Origin of the sequence: Winogradskyella sp. (assembly GCF_028289625.1) — a bacterium.
In the GTDB taxonomy this organism is placed as follows: Bacteria; Bacteroidota; Bacteroidia; order Flavobacteriales; family Flavobacteriaceae; genus Winogradskyella.
In genome coordinates, this window is sequence record NZ_JANQOM010000060.1 from 16865 (window position 1) to 35835 (window position 18971).

The following is an 18971-nucleotide window of genomic DNA, read 5'->3' on the forward strand; positions in this document are numbered from 1 at the left end:
GCTAAGAAATGAGTCAAGATTATAACAATCCTGCATTTAAAAAGCTACTCCAAAAGTTACAAGAAGAGAGTTGGCAATTAGAATTGCTTATTTCGGGTTTTGCCATTTTTGGTCTATTTACCGCTTTCCCTCACATCAGTGTTGCAGCAAAAGCCGCTGAGAATGATGAAAAGATTTACTCTTTTATCATACTCATAGTGGTTTTGGTCTCTTGTGCAATCTTAATTTTTAACCTTATGTTACATGTGGTATTAAGAGGAGTTTGGATTGGTGCCTTGGGGTTGCGATACGTCTCTGGTGATATTGACTATGAAGAACTTAATTACAGTGAAAAATTCACAAAATACTTAAAAAAGAAGGTTGGTTCATTCGATAGGTATATTGCAAAACTCGAAAACTATTGTAGTATCATTTTTGCGATATCCTTTTTGTTAATTTTCTATGTGCTCGCATTTACATTTACCATAATTTGTATTGTTCTTATTGCCAGATTATTGTTAGACAATGACACCTCAATCATTTCCAATGAAACATTGAGTCTTTGGATTGGTGTTCCATTAATGATTTTTATTGTTATTGGCATGTTTCTCACATTTTTCGACTTCTTAACATTAGGGTGGTTGAAAAAAAAGAAGTGGATTAGCAAGATCTATTTTCCTATATATTGGGTATTTAGCAAGATTACCTTAGCATTTTTGTATCGTCCATTAGTCTACAATTTTTTAGACAATAAATTTGGAAGACGAATCAGTATGGCTTTGGTTCCTATTTATATTTTAATCTTGGTAGGTACAAGCTTGGGATATAAAACCTCAAACTATTTTAATGGAGATTTATCATCTAGCAGTATTATAGCAAGCAATGGCAACTATGAAAACATGTTGGGTGAAGATGATTTTATAGACGATGTGGCCATCGATTCAAGAGTAATAACAAACAATCACTTAAAGGTTTTTATGGTTTTAAGTGATAATTTTGACGATTATGTTTTTTCATTCAATGAAGGCTTAAAACCCGAAAAAGACATTAGAGGATTAGATTCTGATGCTATAATTATGAATACCATGTCTTGGGGAAAAAGAGATAGCTTGCGACGCGCCTACATGAAAACCTTAAATGAAATTTTTACAATCAGGATTGATTCCGTGGACTATATGAGTGAATTCATCGTAAGCAAGAGCTTAAAAGAACAAAAGGGATTTGAAACTTATATAGGATTAAAAAATCTTACCGAAGGCAAACACCTACTAAAGGTAATGCGAAAAAGAATTCGGAAAAAAGATACCCAAAACCGACGTTACAAAACTATTCCGTTTTGGTATTACCCAAATTAATAAGACAATCTATTATTAAAATATTGTTTTAATAGCGGAATTTGAATGCTTACCATGATGGCGAATAACACCACGGCATACATCAATGTACTAGAAAAATCCAATGAAATGTTTTCCAATAGATTAAACGAAACATCTGGTAAGTTATAACGCTCTGTTAGGCTAATGCCTTCTTTGGGTTCTTTAAAAAACACATAACCAACTAGAGTTGCAAAGCCAATAGCTAGAAGCCACCATATATATTTTGGGATTAAAGGCTTATATACCGTAACCCCAGAATTAGAAATGGCTTCTACTTTTGCCATTACTTTATCGGTAAAATCCAATGGTGCTTTATCAAGACTATCCGCACTCATTAATTTGTTAACCAAATCTTCTATTCGTTTATCATCCTTTTCCATAATTCAACTTTGTTTGTGGTTGTAAATACTGTTCTAAAATAACAGCTAATTTTTTTCGAGCTCTAAAGAGCTTCACCTTAACAGTATTCGCTTCAACATTTATAATCTTTGAGATTTCTTCCAAAGATAACTCTTCAAAATAAAAAAGCGTCAGCAAAGCACTGCTATCTTCTGGCAATTTATTTATACATTTCTTAATAAGATCTCTTTTTTCTTCATTTATTATATTGTCTAAAGCATTATCAATAGTATCTAATTTATTAAAGGTATACTCGTCTATTGCAACATTATTCAAATGCTTTTTATTCTTTTTAATATTATCCAAACATGTATTATAGGCAACTCTGTAAATCCATGTAGAGAACTTAGAGTCTCCCTTAAACTTATCCAACGATTTAAATACTTTAATAAAAGTGTCTTGTGCTACTTCTTCTGCTTCTTCCTTATGTTTTAGCATACGCAAGGCTAAAGTATACACGAGGTCCTTATAACGATCTACTAATTGCGCATAAGCTTTAGTATCGCCATTTTTAATTGCATTTATTAATTTAATGTCTTCGTTGGTGGTCATGTTGTTATTAAGACGACTACTCTATTTATAAGGTTACAAAAACACATTAAAAATTTTTTTTCTAAAAAGTTGTAACCTAAATCAAAAACCTGTCGTCATAAGCTGTGAACAAATAAAAATAATCAATTAAAAAAACAAACATTATGGACGAAGAAATTTTAATCCCATTAAGTCTTTTTGCGGCTATTTTTGGAATGGTATATCTATATTTTTCAACTAGAAACAAAGAACGTTTAGCTTTAATAGAAAAAGGTGCAGATGCCAGTATTTTTAACATAGGTAAGCGCAGAGGTTCATCTTGGAAAGTCGTGGTCTTAAATCTAGCATTCTTATTAATGGGCATAGGACTAGGTGTATTTATCGCTAATATATTAGACACCTATACCACCCTAGATGATGAAGCTGTTTATCCGTCTATGATATTCCTCATGGCTGGTGTTGGACTCTATGTCGGTTATACCCAAACCAAAAAAGCTTTGGAAGAATAAAAAAGAAAAAAAGCTAATCAATCAATTAAAATGACGCTTCATGATTATGAGGCGTTTTTTTATGTACTTAAAAGTGTATCTTTAGGCTAAAGTACTATTATGCCCAAAATCTTCTTTTCTATTTTTTTTATAAGCCATATTGGCTTGGCACAAATAAAGGTTTTAGATAGCATTACAAAATATCCCGTTAGTTATGCCACAGTTTCATTTGGCAATGGCAACGGCATTTTTGCAGATGATGAAGGAAAGTTTGTTTTTACCAAAAAAATATATCCTGATATCGATTCACTTTTTATTTCAGCTTTAGGTTTTAAACAATTAAATCTATCGACCGAAAATCTACCTCATGTATTATTGATGCAACCACAAGCAGATGAACTAGAACAGGTTACGGTGAGTACTAAGCTTAACAGAAAGTTCAAGGAAGAAACGCTTAAACCTTATTTAGATGATGACTATTACCATTGTTGGTTACCGACTATTGAGTCTGAAATTGCGGTTTTCTTCCCAAAAACCTCAACCACAGATCAAAAGCTGACTTCAGTAATTTTTCCTATTGCATTGGAATCTAAGGACTGGAAAAAACGTAAACGTTCTAATAGCGACAAGAAAACCTTCTCAACCTTATTTAAGGCACAGTTTTATACCAATAACAAAGGATTACCTGGAAAAACCTTAACCTATGAAACCATTGTTTTTAGAGCGACCGAAAAGAATGGGGATGCCTATACACTACATCTAGAAGATTATGATATTTATATACCGCAAGATGGCTTTTTTGTATCATTACAAGTTATGGGCTACACGGATAAAGCTGGAAAACTCCTACCTAACAAAAAATACAAAGACATAAAAACCAAAAACGGGATTGTAAAAATACCTACCAACTTTAGACCTCTACTGCCATTTACTGACGACATCGAAACCAAAAACACTTTTATTAAACGTGTATTTATTAATGGTAATAACTGGGTAAAGTTTGATAAGGGCAATGGTTTTAAATCAAGTCTTCTGGATCAAGAGCTCTACAATTACGGCATAGGCATCACGTTTAAAACCTTTAAGGATGAATGAACCCTTGGGTCTGTATATTATGGCAAGTATGTATATGATTGCAGGTATGATGCATTTCATCATCCCAAAAATGTACATGCGTGTCATGCCAAAGTATCTGCCTAATCACAAAACTTTGGTTTATATTAGTGGAATTATAGAGATTCTCTTAGGCATAGGACTATGTTTCCCCAGCTTAAAAAATTTATCTATTTATTTAATAATAGCTATGCTCATCGTATTTTTAATCACTATTCACTTATATATGTTGTCTAGCAAAAAAGCGGCTACAGGCATCCCAAAATGGATTTTGATTTTACGTATTCCACTTCAGTTTGGGTTAATGTATTGGGCCTGGATATACTTATGAATTTTATTCCACCTCAAAATCAAAATACGTCTTTGGAAACGGTTCCCAGCGCAAGGTAAAATGCCACCATTCTTTTGGGTAGTTTCTAAAGTTGTGTTTCAGCATTACCGTTTGTAATAACTGTCTATTCTTTTTTTGCACTTCGGTAATACCGTCATAATTCACCCAAGATTGTTGACCAAAAAAATCAAAGGGACTTCCCATGTCTAAAGGGATACCTGTATTGCCGTCAATAATCGTTAAGTCTACTGTACTTCCTCTACTATGCCCAGACCTTGAAGCTATATACTCTTCCTTAAACAAATTTCGTTTTTCTACATCTGGATAAAATCTCGATTTATTAATCGTATCATTTAAATCTCTTGCCCATCGTATAAAATGATTAACGGCACGTTGCGGACGATAGCCATCAAACACTTTTAAGCAAAGATTTTGCTGTTGTAATTCGTCTTGAATTAACTTTAACTTCTCTGTAGCAGCAATAGTTAAAATTAATGTATTGGCTTTGTACCCATCTATAGTATCACCTACAAAATTATTGGTTCCAAAATACCGTAACTCTACATTCAAATCCGGTATTTCAGATTTTACGTAAACAAATCCTTCTGGTAATGCTTTTTTTTGGTTAAAGCCCAAAACGACCAGTCCTAAAGCAATAGTGTATATGAGTGCTTTATAATTCATATGGTCATATTAATTTTATAGGTCACATCTTATTTGCTAGTCGTTGATTTTGTGGCTTACAAAATTAACGACTTGTTCGGTTCATAACGATGTACTAATTTAGAGAAAAATTATACCATGGACCTGTTTTCGCAAGAGAAACAACATTTAATTCTTCCTAATGCGGAATTGCTTTACATTCCAAACTTCTTTGATAAGCAACAATCCGATAATTATTTTAAAACAATAAGCACCCAAACTAATTGGCAGCATAATGACATTACCGTTTTTGGGAAAACCTATAAAGAACCTAGACTCACAGCATTATTTGGGAACGAAAATAAACCATATGGCTATTCTAATTTAGTTATGTATCCTAAACCGTTGACACCAACATTACAAATTATTAAAGGAGAAGTCGAAAATATTTCTAAAACAACTTTTAACACCTTACTCATTAATTTATATCGCAATGGTAATGATAGTAATGGCTGGCATGCTGATAATGAGAAAGAATTGGGTAAGAACCCTGTTATTGCTTCTGTAAGTTTTGGCGAAGAACGTCCGTTTCATTTTAAGCACAGAACGTTAAAAGACCAACGTTATAAGCTTCATTTACAACATGGTAGTCTATTACTAATGAAAGGTGAAATGCAACATTATTGGTTACATCAGATCGCGAAAACCAAAAAAGAGATACAACCCAGAATTAATTTAACTTTTAGGGAACTAATAAACCTATAAAACAAAAAACTGGGTTCCCTCAAACCCAGTTTTTCTAATTTGCTTTCTTTATTATGTAAGTAGATTTAGGGTCTCTAAGTCAACATAACATAATGCAAATATTAATTAATTAATCCATTGAACTAAAAACTAAATTTTAGTACACTTCAAATATATAATTAGGTTTTAATTTCATCGCTCAAAAACATCATTAATCGATGAAATGCAATTAATTTTAACATTTAAAGATGAAATAGTGCATTTCGTCGATAAAATGCATTTCGATTCCTACGGTGATTATGAAATTTTCAGAATAATAAAGCAGCATAAAAATTGTTTAATCAATATGAATTAGAACTATATTCGTATAACTTTATATGCCGTAAAATGTATCGAACAATGAAACCTTTTAGATTACTTTTTGTTCTCTTAATTTCTACTTTAAGTTTTAGCCAGGAGCAAACCTTTGTTGAAGAAGAAATTTCAGTATCAAAATTTATAGATGGCACACTCTTGAAGCCTAATGAAAATGAAAAATCAATATTGGCTATAATTATTGCAGGCTCGGGCCCTACTGATAGAGATGGCAATCAGAACTTCCTAAAAAATGATGCCTTAAAAAAGCTAGCCAAAAGCCTTACCAGTAAAGGCATTTCGACATTTAGATACGATAAACGCGTGGTAAAACAAATTCGTCGAGGCAATGTAAATCCCAATATTATGTTTGATGATTTTGTAAGTGATGCCAAAGATGTTATTACCTATTTTAAAGAACGGAATACCTTCAAAAAAATCTATGTTATTGGTCATAGTCAAGGTAGTCTGGTAGGTATGCTCAATGCAAAGGAACATGTAGACGGGTTTATTTCAATAGCTGGTGCCGGACAAAATATTGGTGACGTTATCGTAGAACAAGTTACAAAGATGGCACCGCAATTGGGCGAGGCAGCACAAAAGGTAGTGGACCAACTGAAAAAAGGTGAAACCACAACAGATTATCCACCAGCTTTGGCTTCGGTTTTTAATGCAGACGTACAAGAATTTATGATGAATTGGATGCAATATAATCCGACAGAAATTATAAAAGATTTAGACATTCCTATACTAATTGTTAATGGCACTAAAGATCTTCAGGTTTCTGAGGATGAAGCTAAATTATTAAAGGATGCTAATGAAAATGCCGAATTAAGTATTATTGAAAATATGAATCATGTATTTTTTGAGATTGAAGGTGATGATTTGGAAAATTCCAAATCTTATAATGAGATTAAGAGGCCAATCGCACCCAAATTGATAGAAAGTATAATTCGTTTCATCAATCCATAAGACATCTTAGCATATAACTAAAATTAAAAAAGCATCTCAATTACGAGATGCTTTTTTACTAACTAACCAACCAAATTGTAATGTCGCGATTTTGAAGTTGTGTTACGCTTGTAACTATCGCTGTAACCATTACACTTTAATAATAGCAAACCGCGTGCCAAACTATATTTTTTTTATTCTTTTTTATAACGTTGTAACAAAATATTCCATTTGCATACTAATGAAATAAATTATATCTTTATGATATCATTTTAATATCATATTGATTTACTAAATGATTAACCTTTAAATTTTAAATTATGAAAGAAGAAAAGACCATCGTTCCTGCAAATGGATATCTAATGTTAGTAGTATTCTTAGTTTTATTTTTTGGACCTATATTTTATGCCATTAATTTCCAAGAGCCAGAATACCTGTTTATTTTAATTCCTGCATTAATACTTGCATTTGGATTTGTAATGGTACAACCTAACGGATCGCGAGTACTATTACTTTTCGGAAAATACGTTGGCACCATTAAAAGGAATGGTTTTTATTGGGTGAACCCCTTTTTCACCAAAAAAAAGATCTCTCTTAGAGCGAGTAATTTTGATAGTGAGCGACTAAAAGTAAACGATAAGTTAGGAAACCCTGTTATGATCAGTACCATTTTGGTTTGGCGTGTACAAAACACCTATAAAGCGGCTTTTGATGTTGACAACTATGAGAACTTTGTTCGTGTACAAACCGATGCCGCTGTACGTAAATTAGCGAGTATGTATCCATACGATAATTTTGCAGACGAAGGCCATGATGAAGATATCACCTTGCGCTCTAGCGTTAATGAAGTAAGTGAGGCATTAGAACGTGAAATCGATGAACGGTTATCCATTGCAGGTATAGAAGTCTTAGAAGCTAGAATTGGTTATTTAGCTTATGCCCAAGAAATAGCTAATGCTATGTTGAAACGTCAGCAGGCAACAGCCATAGTCGCAGCGAGGCATAAGATTGTTGAAGGTGCGGTAAGCATGGTAGAAATGGCTATAGAGGAACTTAACAAGAATGAGATTGTAGAACTCGATGAGGAACGTAAAGCAGCAATGGTTAGCAATCTTATGGTGGTACTTTGTGGAGATAAAGAAGCAGCTCCAGTAGTAAATACAGGAACATTAAGCCACTAGTAATGAATAAAAACCAAATATATAGCATTGCTTTAGGTAGTGCGTTTGGAACAAGTATAGGGATCACAATTGGTGCCGTTATAGGTAACGTTGCTATGGGCACTGTTTACGGTTCTATGTTAGGTTTAGTTATAGGAGTCGTATTAGCTCTTGCAATATTTAAGGAAGACAAAAAGGAAGAATAATCATGAAAGAATACAAAGTAGTTGTACCAAAACTTGGATGGAAAAATAGAACTCAGAATTACGAGGATTTTTTAAATCAATATGCTCGTGAGGGTTGGATTGTAAAACACATTGGCCAAAATTCACCAATGGTCATCTTTGAACGTGATAAAAACAGATAATGCGAATTTTTAAGGAAGAACAACGATTTACCCAATTATGGTTAATTGTCTTAGTGGTAGTTAGTATGATGGTACCATTGGGAATTATCTTAGGATCATATATAAAAAACCCAAATAGGTTTTCTGGACTAGAATTAATTACCATTATAGGAATTATTACTTTGGCTTCGGGCATCATTTTTATATTCAAACTTTCATCAAGAATAGACGAACTAGGAATTCATTATAAATTTTTTCCCTTCCACCTAAAATCTAGACTGATAAAATGGCAAGATATCAATACAGCCTATGTAAGAACCTATGATGCCATAACGGAATATGGAGGATGGGGACTCAAAGGTGGAGCACTTTGGAAGAAGTCAAAAGGAACGGCTATCAACGTATCTGGAGATATCGGTATTCAGCTAGAGTTAAAAAATGGGAAAAAACTATTAATAGGTACCCAAAAAGAAAATGAGGCAAAAAAAATCCTTGAAACGTATAAATCAAAAATTGATAATCAAGATGAATAAAGTTAGTATTAAAATTTTACAAACGTTAGTGTTCATATGCTTTTTATCAGGTATAGCACAGTCTGAGACTACCACAGAGGAATTTTTATTGATGAACGATAGCATACAATTACCTGGTACGTTGACTTACAATAAAAATCTAGAGCAACAACCTCTAGTCATTTTTGTACAAGGTTCAGGCAATCCAGACAGAAACGGCAATCAAACAGCTTTAGGTGTTAATGCCAATTATATAAAAGCTTTGAGAGATAGTTTAAATAAAAACAATATAGCCTTCTACAGTTATGATAAGCGTAATGTAACTAAAGCCAATATACCAATACTGATAAACCATTTTGTCTTTGAAGACTTGGTTGCGGATGTACGCACAGTAATCGATAGTTTTAAATCAGATAAGCGTTTTAACAGCATTACACTTTTAGGTCATAGCCAGGGTTCATTGGTAGCAATGTTAGCAGTATCGGATGATATAGATAAGTATATTTCTTTAGCAGGCCTTGGAGAATCTGTAGATAATGCTATAACCAGACAAATTAGTGCACAAAGCGAATCCCTAGGACAAACCACAAAAGACCATTTCAAAGAACTCAAAAGTACTGGAAAAATAAAGGAAGTTAATCCCATGCTATTATCCATATTTGCCGAAGCTAACTTAGATTTTTTAAAATCTTATATGGAGTATCAACCTACCAATGAAATATCGAAGTTAAAAATACCAACGTTAATTATTAATGGTACTAAGGATATTCAGGTTACTGTTAAGGATGCCGAGGCGCTTCACAAAGCCAATCCAAGTTCTAAGCTGGTGATTATAGAAAACATGAATCATGTTTTGAAGACCATAGAAAAAGACAGCGATAATTTAACATCTTATAGTAAAGCCGATTTCCCACTATCCCAAGAATTAATAACCGTAATTACAAAATTTATAACACAACAATAAAAATGTCTAAGAAAAAAGCCTTTGCATTACGGATAAATGAAGATATGCTTAAAGCCATTGAAAAATGGGCTGCTGATGAGTTTCGTAGTACCAATGGCCAAATAGAATGGATGTTAATGCAATATTTGAAAGAACATAAAAGACAACCCAAAAGGCAAAAAACAGATGAAGATAAAAAGTGATCAATAAGGTCGCTTTTTTTATGCGCTTAATTTTGGTATTTTGCGTCTTTAATTTATCAAACATGGACACAGCACCTCTCTTTACTCAAGATACTATTGTTTTTGGACTATTAATGTTAATGTTAGGGTTTGTTTTTTATACCTCCACAAGTGAAAACAAATTTTGGAAAAAATTCTATAAATATATTCCTGCACTTTTAATGGCATATATGATGCCTGCAGCCCTGACTACTTTCGGACTAATAGCCCCTGAATGGGAAACTACAGAAGCTACCGGAGAAGTGGTTAAACACGAATCGCTAGTATACTACATTGCGAGTAGGTTTATGCTTCCTGCGGCCTTAGTACTTATGACCATTAGTATTGATCTTAAAGCTGTTTTTAATCTAGGCTGGAAAGCCTTGGCTATGTTTGGCACCGGAACTTTGGGAATCATTATTGGTGGACCCATAGCTGTTTTTTTAATTGCATTAGTATCTCCAGAAACTGTTGGAGGCGCAGGTGCTGATGCCGTTTGGAGAGGTCTAGCAACTCTTGCTGGAAGCTGGATTGGTGGTGGAGCTAACCAAGCAGCAATGTTAGAAATTTACGAATATAATACGGCAAATTATGCAGGAATGGTTATTGTTGATATCGTAGTTGCCAATATTTGGATGGCTATTCTTTTACTTGGTATAGGAAAACAAAAGAAGATTGATAATTGGCTTAAAGCAGACAATAGTGCTATTGAAACCCTAAAAGAAAAAGTTTCCAGCTATGCAGCTAGTATATCAAGAAATCCTACACTAGCAGATTTCATGGTAATTTTGGGTATTGCGTTTACTATTGTTGGTGTTTCTCATTTTGGCGCGAATGAAATTTCTGAATTTTTAAAGGCTAATGTTGAAGCTGTAAGTGACAAAAAATCAGCATGGTCTTCATTTGGATCCCAATTCTTCTGGATGATATCAATTGCAACTATTTTGGGTATTATTTTATCATTTACTAGATTGAAAAAATACGAAGGTGCAGGTGCAAGCAAAATAGGTAGCGTATTTATTTACATTCTCGTAGCATCCATTGGTATGAAAATGGACTTAACAAAAATTGTAGAAAATCCAGGATTAATTGTTGTTGGCTTGGTATGGATGGCAATCCATGTAGGTTTATTGTTTTTAGTAGCAAAACTAATTAGAGCACCATATTTCTTTTTAGCTGTTGGCAGTAAAGCAAATATAGGCGGAGCTGCTTCTGCCCCAGTTGTTGCTGCAGCTTTCCATCCTTCTTTAGCAACAGTAGGTGTCTTATTAGCTGTTTTTGGATACGTGGTAGGAACTTACGGTGCGATGCTCACAGCCGAGCTGATGCGAATGATTGCTCCAATAACTTAACCTTAATTTGAATAAAATATGAGGAAATTCAACACATGTCTTAGTCTAATATTTTTAATATTCATCAGTGTTTCCTGTGATAAAGAAAAAGAGGCCAATTTTACTTTAAATGGTCAAATAAAAGGTCTTAAAAAAGGTGTAGTCTATCTCCAAAAAGAAGGAGATTCATCCATTGTTGATTTAGATTCTGTTGCCATAAATGGTGAGCCAAAATTCACTTTAAAAACAAAATTGGAAGAACCCCTGCTTCTATACTTAAAGCTTTTTAAAAACGATGGAGAAGAACATTATATTCCTTTTTTTGCAGATACTGGTTATACTGAAATTAAGTCCTCTTTAAAACGTTTTAATTACGACGCAGTAATCAAAGGGTCTGAAGAACAAGATTTGTTAAATGAATATACAAAAGTAGTATCTAGGTATAACGATCAAAATTTATCTATTATTAAGGCGCGTTTATTGGCACAAAAAGATAATGATAGTATGGTTGTAGATTCCTTAAATAGCGTCTCAGCGGCTTTATTAAAGCGTAAATATTCTTATACCATTCAGTTTGCCTTAAACAACAAAGACAATGTCATAGCACCTTACTTAGCACTATATGAAATCCCTTCAGCTAACCCGATTTATATCGATTCTGTTTATAATGGATTGAATGATGATGTAAAGAATTCTTTTTATGGAAAAAAACTTGGTGAGTTTATTGAAAGTAGGAAGACAGAAGAGTAACTATTACCAGCTTATTATTCTAAAAATAAAACGAAAAGCCAATCAAAATGATTGGCTTTTTTGTTTGTGTTTAAATTGTATTTATTTCAACTTATTGATGCGCTCTATGAGTGCCCGACCTTTAGCTTCCAAATCACTATTTATTGCCTTAAAATGTGCTTTTTTATCTTCTATATTTCTATCATTAACACGGGCAATAAGTTCATCAAAAGATGCAATGGCATCATCTATAATCGCATCGCTTTCTTTAGTCGGCTTCTGTGTATTTTCTAATTCCCAATAGTAAACGGCTTCGATAATATCTCCAAAAACGTAGTTAATATCTTTCTTTAAATCTCTTTTATTCGCCATAATTCATAAATTTATAGGTACAAATGTAATAAATCTAAACTCCATAAATTCAATATGGAACCGAAGTTTTAAACATAGACTTCAAGAAGTTTTGCTCCAGTTGTTTTTAGTTTAAAATCCTTAATTGCAGCAGGAATTAAAATCGTTTCTCCTTTAGCAATTGTGTCGACTGTATTATGGGTTAACACTTGAACATCCCCATCAACACACATGTAAATTAGAAAGGAGTCTTTGTCATTTTTCTTTTCAACTACTGAATCTAACTCTAAGTAATTGGTAGTAAAAAACGGACAGTTTACCATTGTATTAGATACATTCTTTTGCTTCTCATACTCTACTCTAAAATCATCATCCATATCAAACTTAAAGGCATCAATAGCAATATCATTATGCAGTTCACGTTCATTGCCCTCTGCATCTTTTCTGTCCCAATCATAAACACGATACGTCACATCACTGGCCTGCTGAATTTCGGCCAATAAGACTCCTGCTCCAATGGCATGGACTCTACCCGCTTCAATAAAATAAGTGTCGCCCTCTCTCACCTTATCGAAATTTAGAATCTCAGTAAGGGTTTTCTCTCCCAGATGTTTTAAGTAGGTCTTTTTATCCATTTTTTGATTAAAACCTACAATAAGGTTAGCATCTTTATCAGCTTGCATAACGTACCACATTTCGGTTTTACCAAATGAGTTATGTCGTTTTTTAGCTAAATCATCATCTGGATGTAACTGAATACTCAAATCTTGTTTAGCATCTATAAACTTAATGAGTAGCGGAAAGTCATTCCTAAATCTATCATAATTATTCTTCCCTAAAAAATTTGAAGTGTGTTCTTCCAAAAGCTCTTGTAATGTGCTTCCTTTTAAAGCTCCATTTGCAACAACAGAAATATTACCAAAAACAGTACTTATTTCCCAACTTTCACCAACTTGATTGGATTCGGAAAGTTTATTAAACCGATTTCTAAGTTTTTCACCTCCCCAGATTTTATCTTTTAAAATGGGATGAAATTTTAAGGGGTGTAATGTGCTTTTCATAAATTATTCGCCAGAATACGTTACAAAGTTACGAGGAGTTTCGTATAATGTAACTTCTAAATGAAATTTTGAATCTAGTTTCGCTTTGATTTTATTATAGATGACGACAGCAATATTCTCTGCTGTTGGGTTTAAATTTTCAAATTCGGGCACTTCTTCATTAAGATTTTTATGATCCAAAGCATTTTCAACTTCAGATTTTATGATATCCTTCAAGATCTTTACGTCAATAACATAACCTGTTTCTGGATCAATCTCTCCGGTAACACTAGCAATTAACTCATAGTTGTGCCCATGATAACGAGGATTGTTACACAACCCGAAAACAGCTTCATTCTTCTCAAAACTCCAGTCCTTTCTGTAAAGTCTATGGGCTGCATTGAAGTGTGCTTTTCTATGTACGGTGACTTTCATGAGTTATTAATGTTTATGAATTCGTAAAACCTTTCAAATATAATCTTAAACCAAGCTGTATAAACTTCTGGATGTAGTGCCATATCAACTTTTATATTTTCTAAAGGCATCCATTTCCAATCAGCAACTTCGTCTTTATTAATGTCTGGAGGATCGTTATAGTAACCTATCATAACATGGTCGTACTCATGCTCTGTTAAACCATTATCAAAAGGTGCTTTATAAATAAAGGATGTTGATTCTTCCAATTCGGTAACAAATCCCATTTCCTCCTGCAAGCGTCTTTTACCTGCCTCTATATTGGTCTCACCATCCCTTTGATGACTGCAACAAGTATTGGTCCATAACCCCGGGGAATGGTATTTGTGCATAGCACGCTGTTGAAGCATTAATTCATTCTTATCATTGAATATAAAAACTGAAAAAGCACGATGCAACATTGCTTTTTCATGTGCTTCCATTTTTGGCATTAGACCTATTTGGTTGTCGTTTTCATCTACTAAAATGACGTGTTCTTCTATCATAAAGCAAAATTAACACCTAAAGCTGTAAAAAAAGTAAAGGAATTCATAAAAAATAGCCGTTTAAAATTAAACGGCTATTTACATGTTTTATTAAGTTTTTAGTTTATTCCTTGTCATCACAAGATTGACCGTTAATACTTGTAATTATAAATTCGCTACGTCTGTTTAACTGGTGCTCTTCATCTGAACAACTAGAATCATTTGTTGGTTCACAGCCACAATCATTCACCAATTGCGATTCGCCATAACCTTTAGCTGTAAGACGTTCAGCAGCTATACCGTTATCAATTAGGTATTGGCGTGTAGCTTGTGCACGTCGGTCAGAAAGGCGTTCATTATAGTCTGCAGGTCCTCTACAGTCAGTATGAGAACGAATATCTATGGCCATTGTTGGATATTTGTTAAGCACCGCTAATACTTTTTGTAATTCTATTTCGGCATCATACCTAATATTAGACTTATCAAAATCGAAATAGATGATTGGTATGTCAAGAACCTTAGCTAAGTCATCACATGGGTTGATTTCCTGAACATCCTTTTCTAACAATAATTGAAGCTGTAACTCCTGTTTTTTATTTGGTGTAGTAAAACGTTTCTCATCTGAGACATAAGCTTCCATTTCTCCTCTAATCAAATACTCTTTTTCACAATCGAGCTCAAATGAGAAAGCAGCTTTGGCATCGGCAGTCTTACGTTCTATAAGATTACCCTCACCATCAAATAGAATAACTGTAGCATTAGGTATAAGTTCATCGGTATTTTTATCTTGAACAGTTCCGAAAACAAGCTGCTCGCACTCAGGAATTTCGAAAGTGTAAATATCATCACTTCCTTTACCTCCATCTCTATTAGAACTAAAGTACACACGCTTAGTAACTAAATTTTCGTAGTATCCAAAATCATCTGCATTACTATTTACGGGTTTACCGACATTTTCAATAGGAAAATTTCTATTTGACCCAACGGCTACTTTTTGATCCAAGCCTTCGGATTTGAAAACATCAAAACCACCTAAACCAGGGAATCCTGTTGAGGAAAAGAATAGATTTCCACTAGTATCCATAAATGGGAAAGACTCTTGCCCTTCTGTATTTATAGAAGGCCCCAAATTTTCGGGTTCACCTAAGGTACCGTCATCATTTACATCTACGACAAAGATATCGGATTGACCAAAAGTGCCTGGCATATCAGAAGCAAAATATAATCTGCTTCCTGTAAGATTTAAAGCTGGATGAGCAACACTATACTCTTCGCTATTAAAATGAATCTTATGAATTTCGTCCCAAGTACCATCTTCACTCAAAGTAGCTCTATATAATTGAAGCCTGTTAATACCTGTATCATCTTCTTTATATTTTAAACGAAAGAAATTATTTCTAGTAAAGAACATATATTTTCCATTTGGTGAAAATACTGCGCTAGACTCATGGAATTTAGTGTTTACTTTACCATCAATTTCCTTTACTTCGCCAAAACCATTCTCTGTTTTTTCTGCTGAATATAAATCCAAGTAGGGTTCTTCATTCCATCTGTACTTACGTCCACCACCTCTAGCAGAAGCAAATACAATCCCATTTTCGTATTCAGTGGTTCCAAAATCAGAAAACTCTGTGTTGATTTCTAAATTTTCAAGCTCTATATCATCTCTACTCAATTCCTCAATATCAGATCTGTAGTCAACCTTAGAGAGAAAAGCTTTTCCTCTTAAATCATCTGGCTTAAGTTCATTGAATTTTTTCATCCACTTATCGGACTCCTCATAATTTCCAATTCCTTTGAGTGCTAATGCATATCTAAAATAATACTCCGCATCAATAACTTCTTTCATTGCCATTAACTCTCCATACCATTTCGCAGCATTTTTCATATCATTATTAAAATAGAACGAGTTAGCTAACTTCTGAAATAAGTCTGCTGATTTATAGCCTTTATTGGCCACCTCTAAAAGCACTTCGCTTGTCTTTACATAAGCAAAATCCCGATAGTCATTCTTGACGCTTTGTATTTTTCCTTGCTGTGCAAAAAGATTTGAAAAACTTACAAATACTATTGCTAAAACTATATATCTTGATACTGTTTTCATAATCATCATTTTAAAAGAAACGTGGTGATAAAATCCTACCTAATCGCTTCACTTCAAATCTTAAAGTTATTTCGTGAGTTCCACCATTATAATTATTCAATCCTGTAGTTGTTAAATCGTATCCATAACCAACAAACATACCAGGAGTCATTTGAAAACCTACAAGCGCACTTACGGAGTCATCCCAACGCCAAGCCAAACCTGCTGTTAAATTCTTTTTATACCAAAAATTAGCCGATATATCTGCTATAAGTGGTGCACCTGAAACTCCTTTAACTAAAAAGGCAGGTTTCATTTCTAAAGTCTCACTTAGGTTGAAGACATATCCTCCAATAGCATAAAAATGCATACGCTCAGTTGCCACAGACTCCTGAAAATCGTCATAATGTTCAGTTTCCAAAAAGTTAGGAACGGCCAAGCCCAAATACCATTTTCTGGTATGCATATATAACCCAGCGCCTACTGTCGGTGATATTAAATTCAAGTTATTATTAAATACTACATCTGGATCTTGAAAACGTCCTTTGCTCCAATCCGTGTCCAGCATATGAAATCCTCCTTTTACACCAAAGGATAATTTTAAATCATTTGGATTGAGTGGAATTGTATATGAAAAATTAGCATCTACCCACGTTTCTCTTGCAGGCCCAAGAGCATCACTCACAATATTTAAGCCAAGACCGATACGCTCATTGCGTAATGGAGAATGAATTCCCAAAGATTGCGTTTGTGGCGCTCCATCTATACCAACCCATTGCGATCTATGTAATCCAACCACACTTAGTGTTTCTCGTTGGCCTGCATAAGCTGGGTTGACACTTAGCGTATTGTACATATAGTGTGTGAATTGAGGATCTTGTTGTGCATTTACCTCAGACATCAATAGTGTAGTAAACACTATTAAAATTAAACTTGCTTTTGATAATATACGTATCATCTTTCTGTTTTTTTATATAGTTGTTTACTTATCTATTTATATATACCCATCCTACTCTAGGTTCAGATCCATCCCCCAAATCAAGAACATAATAATAGGTTCCTACTGGTAATTCTCCAGATTGATTAATAACTGCTCGCCCATTGGAAGTACCATTCCAATCGTTCAGATAACCATTTTTAGAATAAACGATGTTACCCCATCTATTATAGACTTCTAATTTATTGTTAGGGAATCGCTCCAAACAATCAATAACAAAGGTTTCATTCACACCGTCACCATTTGGTGAGAATTCATTGTAAATCGTTAAACATATCGGATCTACAGATGCACTTGCTTCATCATCTGAAGGGTTTATGTCTACTCCTCCTTCTGCATTAGCAACGAAAGCAGTGTTTATATAGTCACCTATTCCTAAAACTTCAACTGTAATTTGAAGAATCTCAACCTGATCTGGATCTAGCTGACCGACTACCCATTCGCCATCAAATTCTGAATATGTTCCAGCAGTTGTAATTGCAGATACAAAAATATATCCATCTGGAATTTGTTCATCTATCACTACATTTGTAGCTGTCACGTTTCCAATATTAGCCACTTCGATAGTAAATGTAACTTCATCACCAACTACTGGTCGAGTTTCATCAACTTCCTTAGTAACTTCTAAATCAAAAATTGAGTTAACAGGAGTTACTGTTGGATCATCTGGGTCACCATCACCATTAGGATCATCATCATTAGGGTCATTAGGATCATCACTGATATCTTCAACATCATCTGATGGATCACCTAAATCACCTCCTGGACCTTCAGATCTGACACTTGCAGAGTTAGTAACAGATCCGATATCCAAATCAATTTGTGTAATCTCATAGGTTGCTGTAAATGTTGAATTGTCTATCTCTCCTGGAAGCAATTGCGCTATTGGACCTCCAACTAGATTCAATCCAGGTAATAAATCTTCAACTTGAATATTAGTCAAAGTCACATTACCAGTATTTTCAACAACAAACACATACGAAATAAGATCACCTAAGCTTCCTTCTATCCCATCTCCATTAGTGTCTGTTAGTGGTAATGTAGTCTTGATAAGACTTATCATGGGCACTTGAATGATTTCTGTAACTGTTGGATCATCCAAACCTGTTGGGTCGTTAGGATCATCACTATCATCACCAACTGGGTCACCTAATGGCGCTGTACCATTTGCTACCGCTTGATTGATTACAATTCCCGTATCAATATCAGCTTGAGTAATAGCATAAGTTGCGGTATAAACAATAGTACCTGAACCTACAATCATATCTTCTAAGTCGGCCTCACCGTCTTCATCACTACCACCACTCTGATACACTGGTGTTGGTAATGTACCTGTTCCTGTAAAGTCTGCTGCATCTTCCGTAACACTTACATCAAATACAGTTGTATTTCCTGTGTTTGTCACTGTATAT

The 18971-nt window shown here is 34.1% G+C and carries 24 protein-coding genes; 14 read left to right on the plus strand and 10 right to left on the minus strand.

Annotated elements, in window-relative coordinates; translation table 11 throughout:
• Positions 1-8: 8 nt before the first annotated feature.
• Entirely contained in the window at positions 9-1334 is a 1326-nt protein-coding gene (locus tag Q0992_RS11735) for a hypothetical protein (protein WP_299524354.1), read from the plus strand.
• Here the strand turns inward: Q0992_RS11735 and Q0992_RS11740 are convergent.
• Both Q0992_RS11740 and Q0992_RS11745 read right to left on the minus strand, forming a co-directional pair.
• Positions 1331-1735, minus strand: a complete 405-nt coding sequence (locus tag Q0992_RS11740; RefSeq protein WP_299524357.1) for a hypothetical protein — start codon at positions 1733-1735, stop codon at positions 1331-1333. The two genes, Q0992_RS11735 and Q0992_RS11740, sit on opposite strands and share 4 nt — an antisense overlap.
• Positions 1722-2306 carry a sigma-70 family RNA polymerase sigma factor gene (locus Q0992_RS11745; protein WP_299524360.1) on the minus strand — a complete coding sequence of 195 codons (585 nt, stop codon included), beginning with the start codon at positions 2304-2306 and terminating at the stop codon, positions 1722-1724. The genes Q0992_RS11740 and Q0992_RS11745 overlap by 14 nt, the downstream gene beginning before the upstream one ends.
• Positions 2307-2449: 143 nt before the next feature.
• Between Q0992_RS11745 and Q0992_RS11750 the strand changes: the two genes are divergently transcribed.
• The 3 genes from Q0992_RS11750 (at position 2450) to Q0992_RS11760 (ending at position 4217) form a co-directional block, all read left to right on the plus strand.
• Positions 2450-2794 (plus strand): DUF6249 domain-containing protein, encoded by a 345-nt coding sequence (locus Q0992_RS11750; protein ID WP_299524363.1) that lies wholly within the window; start codon positions 2450-2452, stop codon positions 2792-2794.
• Positions 2795-2893: 99 nt separating this feature from the next.
• Entirely contained in the window at positions 2894-3868 is a 975-nt protein-coding gene (locus tag Q0992_RS11755; RefSeq protein WP_299524365.1) for a hypothetical protein, read from the plus strand.
• Positions 3861-4217, plus strand: a complete 357-nt coding sequence (locus Q0992_RS11760; RefSeq protein WP_299524368.1) for a hypothetical protein — start codon at positions 3861-3863, stop codon at positions 4215-4217. Before Q0992_RS11755 ends, Q0992_RS11760 begins: the two co-directional genes overlap by 8 nt.
• A 3-nt stretch (positions 4218-4220) precedes the next feature.
• On the opposite strand, the gene Q0992_RS11765 is transcribed toward Q0992_RS11760, so the two are convergent.
• Positions 4221-4901, minus strand: a complete 681-nt coding sequence (locus tag Q0992_RS11765) for a M15 family metallopeptidase (protein ID WP_299524370.1) — start codon at positions 4899-4901, stop codon at positions 4221-4223.
• 117 nt (positions 4902-5018) lie between these two features.
• Here Q0992_RS11765 and Q0992_RS11770 point away from each other — a divergent pair, with 117 nt between their 5' ends.
• From Q0992_RS11770 to Q0992_RS11815, 10 genes are all read left to right on the plus strand, one after another.
• The gene (locus Q0992_RS11770; RefSeq protein WP_299524376.1) at positions 5019-5624 is read left to right on the plus strand and encodes an alpha-ketoglutarate-dependent dioxygenase AlkB; all 606 of its coding nucleotides are present in this window, start codon (positions 5019-5021) and stop codon (positions 5622-5624) included.
• A 378-nt stretch (positions 5625-6002) separates the two neighbouring features.
• On the plus strand, positions 6003-6929 hold the full coding sequence (locus tag Q0992_RS11775) for an alpha/beta hydrolase (RefSeq protein ID WP_299524378.1): 927 nt from the start codon (positions 6003-6005) through the stop codon (positions 6927-6929).
• A gap of 299 nt (positions 6930-7228) precedes the next feature.
• A complete protein-coding gene (locus Q0992_RS11780) occupies positions 7229-8089 on the plus strand; it encodes an SPFH domain-containing protein (RefSeq protein ID WP_299524380.1) in 861 nt (286 codons plus the stop codon).
• Positions 8090-8091: 2 nt separating this feature from the next.
• Positions 8092-8274 carry a hypothetical protein gene (locus tag Q0992_RS11785; protein WP_299524382.1) on the plus strand — a complete coding sequence of 61 codons (183 nt, stop codon included), beginning with the start codon at positions 8092-8094 and terminating at the stop codon, positions 8272-8274.
• A gap of 2 nt (positions 8275-8276) precedes the next feature.
• Entirely contained in the window at positions 8277-8435 is a 159-nt protein-coding gene (locus tag Q0992_RS11790; protein WP_299524384.1) for a DUF4177 domain-containing protein, read from the plus strand.
• A complete protein-coding gene (locus Q0992_RS11795; protein ID WP_299524386.1) occupies positions 8435-8947 on the plus strand; it encodes a hypothetical protein in 513 nt (170 codons plus the stop codon). The genes Q0992_RS11790 and Q0992_RS11795 overlap by 1 nt, the downstream gene beginning before the upstream one ends.
• Positions 8940-9890, plus strand: coding sequence for an alpha/beta hydrolase (locus Q0992_RS11800; RefSeq protein ID WP_299524388.1), 951 nt, complete (start codon positions 8940-8942; stop codon positions 9888-9890). The genes Q0992_RS11795 and Q0992_RS11800 overlap by 8 nt, the downstream gene beginning before the upstream one ends.
• 2 nt (positions 9891-9892) lie before the next feature.
• A complete protein-coding gene (locus Q0992_RS11805) occupies positions 9893-10072 on the plus strand; it encodes an Arc family DNA binding domain-containing protein (protein WP_299524391.1) in 180 nt (59 codons plus the stop codon).
• A 62-nt stretch (positions 10073-10134) separates the two neighbouring features.
• Positions 10135-11442: a DUF819 family protein gene (locus Q0992_RS11810; RefSeq protein ID WP_299524394.1), complete on the plus strand. Its 1308-nt coding sequence runs from the start codon at positions 10135-10137 to the stop codon at positions 11440-11442.
• A gap of 18 nt (positions 11443-11460) precedes the next feature.
• The gene (locus tag Q0992_RS11815) at positions 11461-12171 is read left to right on the plus strand and encodes a DUF4369 domain-containing protein (protein WP_299524397.1); all 711 of its coding nucleotides are present in this window, start codon (positions 11461-11463) and stop codon (positions 12169-12171) included.
• Positions 12172-12252: 81 nt separating this feature from the next.
• Here the strand turns inward: Q0992_RS11815 and Q0992_RS11820 are convergent, their stop codons facing one another.
• From Q0992_RS11820 to Q0992_RS11850, 7 genes are all read right to left on the minus strand, one after another.
• Positions 12253-12522 carry a hypothetical protein gene (locus tag Q0992_RS11820; RefSeq protein ID WP_299524400.1) on the minus strand — a complete coding sequence of 90 codons (270 nt, stop codon included), beginning with the start codon at positions 12520-12522 and terminating at the stop codon, positions 12253-12255.
• Positions 12523-12590: 68 nt separating this feature from the next.
• Complete coding sequence (locus Q0992_RS11825; protein ID WP_299524402.1) at positions 12591-13562, minus strand: type I phosphomannose isomerase catalytic subunit; 972 nt, start codon at positions 13560-13562, stop codon at positions 12591-12593.
• Between the two features lie 3 nt (positions 13563-13565).
• A complete protein-coding gene (locus Q0992_RS11830) occupies positions 13566-13976 on the minus strand; it encodes a 6-carboxytetrahydropterin synthase (RefSeq protein WP_299524404.1) in 411 nt (136 codons plus the stop codon).
• Positions 13973-14500, minus strand: a complete 528-nt coding sequence (gene idi / locus Q0992_RS11835; protein WP_299524406.1) for an isopentenyl-diphosphate Delta-isomerase — start codon at positions 14498-14500, stop codon at positions 13973-13975. The genes Q0992_RS11830 and idi overlap by 4 nt, the downstream gene beginning before the upstream one ends.
• 103 nt (positions 14501-14603) lie before the next feature.
• Entirely contained in the window at positions 14604-16583 is a 1980-nt protein-coding gene (locus Q0992_RS11840) for an OmpA family protein (protein WP_299524409.1), read from the minus strand.
• A gap of 10 nt (positions 16584-16593) precedes the next feature.
• Positions 16594-17520, minus strand: a complete 927-nt coding sequence (locus Q0992_RS11845; RefSeq protein WP_299524412.1) for a type IX secretion system membrane protein PorP/SprF — start codon at positions 17518-17520, stop codon at positions 16594-16596.
• 28 nt (positions 17521-17548) lie between these two features.
• The coding region (locus tag Q0992_RS11850) for a gliding motility-associated C-terminal domain-containing protein (protein ID WP_299524415.1) at positions 17549-18971 on the minus strand (1423 nt) is incomplete at its 5' end.